Here is a 4,945-nt window from a genome sequence, read left to right on the forward strand (position 1 = left end):
CGCTGCCGGAGGTCGGCGATCTCGATCAGCCCAAGTTGGTGTTCTTCTTTGATGAAGCGCATCTGCTCTTTAACGATGCGCCCAAGATGCTGCAAGAGCGCATCGAGCACGTGGTGCGGCTGGTGCGCTCCAAAGGCGTGGGCCTTTATTTCATCACCCAAAACCCGCAAGACATCCCGGATACCGTCCTCGGCCAGCTCGGCAACCGGGTGCAGCACGCCCTGCGTGCCTTCACCCCGCGCGACCAAAAAGCGGTGCGCACGGCAGCCGAGACGATGCGCCCCAACCCCGAGCTCGATATCGCCCGCGCCATCAGTGAGTTGGGCGTGGGGGAAGCGCTGGTGAGTTTGCTGGATGCGCAAGGCCGCCCTGGGGTGACGCAGCGCGTCTTTATCGAGCCGCCGGGCAGTCAAATCGGCCCGATCACGCCTGAGCAACGTCGCCAGTTGATAGCCACTTCTTTGGTGGCCGGGGTCTACGAGAAAACCATCGACCGCGAATCGGCCTACGAACGCCTCAAGGGTCGGGCAGCACCCCCACCGACAGCATCAGCATCGACCGCTGCTGAACCCGCCGCCGCAAGCCCCTTGCTGGCGGGTTTGTCCTCGATGGCGCACTTGGTGGCCAAGTCGGCCATGCGCAGCATGGGCAGCGCGGTCGGCCGCGAAATCGTGCGCGGTGTTTTGGGCTCTTTGCTTGGCGGCTCACGTCGTCGCTAAGCCATCCAAAAAAAGAGCCAAAAATCTGCGACAATCGCGGCCTTCTCAAGGAAGCGTGGCCGAGCGGTTTAAGGCACCGGTCTTGAAAACCGGCGAGGGCTGACGCCCTCCGTGAGTTCGAATCTCACCGCTTCCGCCAATTCGGCCCTTCGGTCAACCCTTGTGGCCGAAACCGCCCAGCATCGACAGCCCTTGGCTGAGCAGATCACCACCCGCCGGCAAAGCGCCGTTGGAGCCTAGGCTGCTGATGACGGAGGGCAAGAGGCTCGCCATGGCTTGCGAAGCATCCAGCGCCGGCAGGCCCAGTTTGTGAGCAATGGCTTGCACTTGTTCGTTGCCCAACACGGCCAGCAGTTGCTGCGCCGAGACCGGCAGGTGCTCGCCACCACCCATCCATGATGCGATGATGCTGCCCAGCCCTTGGGCTTGGAAAGCACTCACCAGCCCAGCAATGCCCCCACCCTGCACACCACCGATCAAGCCCATCACGGCCCCCATGAGATCGGGAGTAGGCTGTGCAGCAGCGGGTGTATGTGTCGCGGCAGCTTGCGTCAGCGCGCCGACGGCTTGTGAGGCGATAGAGTCGAAAAGTCCCATGATCAGTCCTTGGTTGGGTTGAGTGAATGTGGACGGGCACCATAACAGGTGCGCAGACGAGTCAGAAAGAAGGATGGTCATCATGAAACCGATGAGATCCACAAAACATGAGCGTCACTTGATACTGGCCATGGTGGTGCTAGCGCTGAGCGTGGTAGTTCAGGCCCAAAGCATCTTGGCGCAGCCGCGCTGGGCGGTTTCATCCGATGGTTTGACCGTGGTCGATCACGAAACCAGGTTGACTTGGGCGCGCTGTGCGGCGGGGCAGGCACCGCCAACGTGTGCCGGTCGGGCCAAGACGTACACCCACGAACAAGCCCTCGCCTATGCCGCTAGCCAAACGGGTTGGCGCTTACCCAATGTGAATGAACTGTCCAGTCTGGTGGACCACAGTGTGATACCGGGTACGGGTATCGCCACCATCGACGAAACCGCTTTCCCAAACACCTCAGCCAGCTGGTTTTGGAGCGCATGGTCCGTAGATCGCCACCCCACCTACGCTTGGAGCGTCAATTTCGAACGCGGCTACATCGACTACAACTTCCGCCACTACGCCAACCTCGTTCGGTTGGTGAGGTAGCACGATAATTGCCGCCATGGATAAACAGCAACTTCGAGAATTTCGCGCCGCATTGGTCGAAACGGATATCGCCATGACTCCGGATGATCAGCGGTACGTTCCCGATTTGCATGGAACGCCTGAGGAAGATGTCATCAGTGCGTTGTTTGAAGAAATCCTGGCCCGCCCACGCCTCGATAGCCAACTTTTCTACTTCACCGGGCAACGCGGCACGGGCAAAAGTACGGAACTTCGTAGGCTGGAGCAAATGCTGCTGGATGAAGACTCCCAAGTCATCCGGTTTGACAGTCTTGATTTCATCACTGAAACCGAAAAGGTGACGGTTGAAAGCATCTTGCTCTTGGTCACCGCAGGCTTGGCAGCATGGGCGGATGAGAAGTGCAAAGAAGATTTCTTGACGTCAAGCGCGTGGACGCGCTTTGCGGCATGGCTGCAAACAGACATCGAACTCAGCGAAGTCTCCGCCCATGGGCTCAAGCTCAAGCTCAAAGAGCAGCAGGTCTCGGTGGCCAAGAAGATTCGCGATCTTTCGACCCCCCTAGAGTGGACCAAGAAGGTCCAAAGCTTTGCGGGTGAGATCGTCGAATTCATCCGGCTGCGAACTCGCCCTGAACAACGGGAACAACGGGTGGTGGTCATTGTGGATTCGCTCGAACGGCTACGCGGGGTGTCCGGGGCCGATCAAGATGCCATGTTCCAGCACGTGGTCACCACCTTTGCCGGGGACTTTGACCGCCTGCGCATTCCAAGTGCCAGCGTCGTGTATTCCGTACCGCCCTACTTGGCACTGCTGTCCGATGTGCGCAACTTCGTGACCTGCCACGCACTGGCTTCGGTGCGGGTCTATGCCAAACCCATCGCGAACGGCACCCCGACGGCCTATCGACGCCAGCCCCGTCCGGAAGGTTTGGAGAAAATGCGCAGCCTGATTGAGCGGCGCTATGCGGCTTGGGCGCAGGTGCTGGATAGCTCGGCACTGGATGCCTTGGCACAGGCCTCGGGTGGCGATCTTCGGCACTTTATGCAGCGCTTGGTTTCAGGCGTGGTCGGCAAGGCACTGTTTGCCTTGGATCGTTTGCCGTTGCGCGCTGACGATCCTGTGGTTCAACAGGTCATGGATGAGAACAAGGGCGAAACCGAACGCCTTACCGTGAAAAGCGAATGGCCTTTGCTGGCGGACATCGCCCGCAGCCATAACGCCATTGCGGCAGACCGAGGCGATTCCTTGCGCACGTTGGCCCGCCTCTTTGATACACGCGTGATCCTGAACTACCGCAATGGGGCGGAGTGGTTCGATATCCACCCGCTGCTTTGGCCCTTGATTGACCGCTTGGATGAACCACCCAAAACTCCCGCCCCTTGAGGCGGCTTGGCAAACGCTGCGCAGCAGTTTGGAGTGGGCTCAGGAATTTGGGCTTGTCTTCGTCTTTTGTAGCGACAGGCATGCCAAACAGGCGCTGTTCCAACGGGCCCATGACCTCATGCAAATGCAGGTTCGGCCCTTCCAACGGCCTGAAGCACGCCAAGCCACCGATCTGATCCGGTGTTTACTGCCCATTGCGATCAACCCAGCCAGCGTCCACGTTGACATGGGCATGCCCTTGTGGCTGGACTTGGATGGTCATCCCGGCGCAGCAAGTTGGGATGAGGCTAGACGAGAATTTCTGCACCGCCTCAATGAACGGCGCGCTGCACTCGTCCGTGAGCACGGCCGTACCGTCGTTCTGGCGTTGCCACTGGATTGGACCAAACCAGCCGCCGAGGCGGCCCCAGACCTGTGGACGATCCGCCAACCCTCGGTCTATTTAGAACCACCAGAGACGCAAGGCTTTGCGCAGCAGCCCCCTTCGTCGGTCCAAGTGGTCTCGTCAGACTCAACACCAGTAGCCGCCCTGCACAGCCCTCCCAGTCGCGAGTTGCCTGCGGCAGTGCTGCGCTGGCAAGCCGGCCAAGATCGTGGTCAGGCCGTATCCCCGTGGGATGCCGCGCAAGCCATTGAAGCAGCCTTGGCCTCCGGTCACAGCGAACTAGCTTGGCCCATGGCACAGGAAACGGCCCAACGCGCCCGCGCCTTGGTCGCTGACTTTGGCAAGTCGCCTGAGCGCCTGCGCGATCTGGCGGTTGCCCTGCACAAACTGGGCGATGTGGCCCAAACAATGGGACGGTTGGATGAGGCAGAGAAAGCCTACCGTGAGGGTGAGAAATTCACCCGCTCCTTGATGGCTGACTTTGGCAAGTCGCCTGATCGCCTGCGTGATCTGTCGGTTTCCATGAACAAACTGGGCGATGTGGCCCAAACACTGGGACGGCTGGAGGAATCGCAACAAGCCTACCGTGAGAGCGAGCAGATCACCCGCTCCTTGATGGCTGACTTTGGCCAAACCCCTGAACGCCTACGTGATCTGTCGGTTTCGATGGATCGACTGGGCAATATGGCCCAAGCGTTGGGTCGGCTGGATGAAGCGCAACAGGCTTACCGAGAGAGCGAAAAACTAGCTCGCGCCCTGATTCATAACTTTGGCAAGACCCCTGAGCGCCTGCACGATCTATCGGTCTCCCTGAATAACTTGGGTCATTTAGCCCAAGCTTTGGGACGACTGGATGAAGCGCAACAGGCTTACCGAGAGAGCGAAAAACTAGCTCGTGCCCTGATTGATGACTTTGGCAAGACCCCTGAGCGCCTGCACGATCTATCGGTCTCCCTGAATAACTTGGGTCATTTAGCCCAAGCTTTGGGACGACTGGATGAAGCGCAACAGGCTTACCGAGAGAGCGAAAAACTAGCTCGCGCCCTGATTGATGACTTTGGCGAAACCCCTGAGCGCCTGCGCGATCTGTCGGTTTCCATGAACAAACTGGGCGATGTGGCCCAAACACTGGGACGGTTAGATGAAGCGCAACAAGCCTACCGAGAAAGTGAAAAGCTGCGTCGTACCCTGATTGATGACTTTGGCAAGTCGCCTGAGCGTCTGCGCGATCTGTCGGTTTCCATGAACAAACTGGGCGATGTGGCCCAAGCGCTGAGGCGACTGGACGAGGCGCAGCAAGC

The 4,945-nt window shown here is 59.4% G+C and carries 5 protein-coding genes and 1 tRNA gene; 5 read left to right on the plus strand and 1 reads right to left on the minus strand.

The features are described 5' to 3' along the window. A partial coding sequence (locus tag AC3VI7_RS12055) for a helicase HerA-like domain-containing protein (protein ID WP_489671571.1) occupies positions 1–719 on the plus strand: 719 nt, incomplete at its 5' end. Positions 720–768: 49 nt separating this feature from the next. Further along, positions 769–858: transfer RNA gene (locus AC3VI7_RS12060), tRNA-Ser, on the plus strand. 14 nt (positions 859–872) lie between these two features. On the opposite strand, the gene AC3VI7_RS12065 is transcribed toward AC3VI7_RS12060, so the two are convergent. Continuing rightward, a complete protein-coding gene (locus AC3VI7_RS12065; RefSeq protein ID WP_489669795.1) occupies positions 873–1,316 on the minus strand; it encodes a YidB family protein in 444 nt (147 codons plus the stop codon). 82 nt (positions 1,317–1,398) lie between these two features. Here AC3VI7_RS12065 and AC3VI7_RS12070 point away from each other — a divergent pair, with 82 nt between their 5' ends. From AC3VI7_RS12070 to AC3VI7_RS12080, 3 genes are all read left to right on the plus strand, one after another. After that, complete coding sequence (locus tag AC3VI7_RS12070) at positions 1,399–1,896, plus strand: Lcl C-terminal domain-containing protein (RefSeq protein ID WP_489669796.1); 498 nt, start codon at positions 1,399–1,401, stop codon at positions 1,894–1,896. A gap of 16 nt (positions 1,897–1,912) precedes the next feature. Continuing rightward, on the plus strand, positions 1,913–3,259 hold the full coding sequence (locus AC3VI7_RS12075; RefSeq protein WP_489669797.1) for a hypothetical protein: 1,347 nt from the start codon (positions 1,913–1,915) through the stop codon (positions 3,257–3,259). Then, positions 3,231–4,945 (plus strand): tetratricopeptide repeat protein (locus tag AC3VI7_RS12080; RefSeq protein ID WP_489671572.1); only part of this gene is annotated, 1,715 nt, incomplete at its 3' end. The genes AC3VI7_RS12075 and AC3VI7_RS12080, both read left to right, overlap by 29 nt.

The organism is Leptothrix toolikensis (SeqCode), from assembly GCF_057922285.1.

Excerpts from the sequence above, each read along its gene's own strand:
- AC3VI7_RS12065 (WP_489669795.1), bottom strand. The coding sequence starts at position 1,316 with ATGGGACTTTTCGACTCTATCGCCTCACAAGCCGTCGGCGCGCTGACG.
- AC3VI7_RS12070 (WP_489669796.1), top strand. The coding sequence starts at position 1,399 with ATGAAACCGATGAGATCCACAAAACATGAGCGTCACTTGATACTGGCC.
- AC3VI7_RS12075 (WP_489669797.1), top strand. The coding sequence starts at position 1,913 with ATGGATAAACAGCAACTTCGAGAATTTCGCGCCGCATTGGTCGAAACG.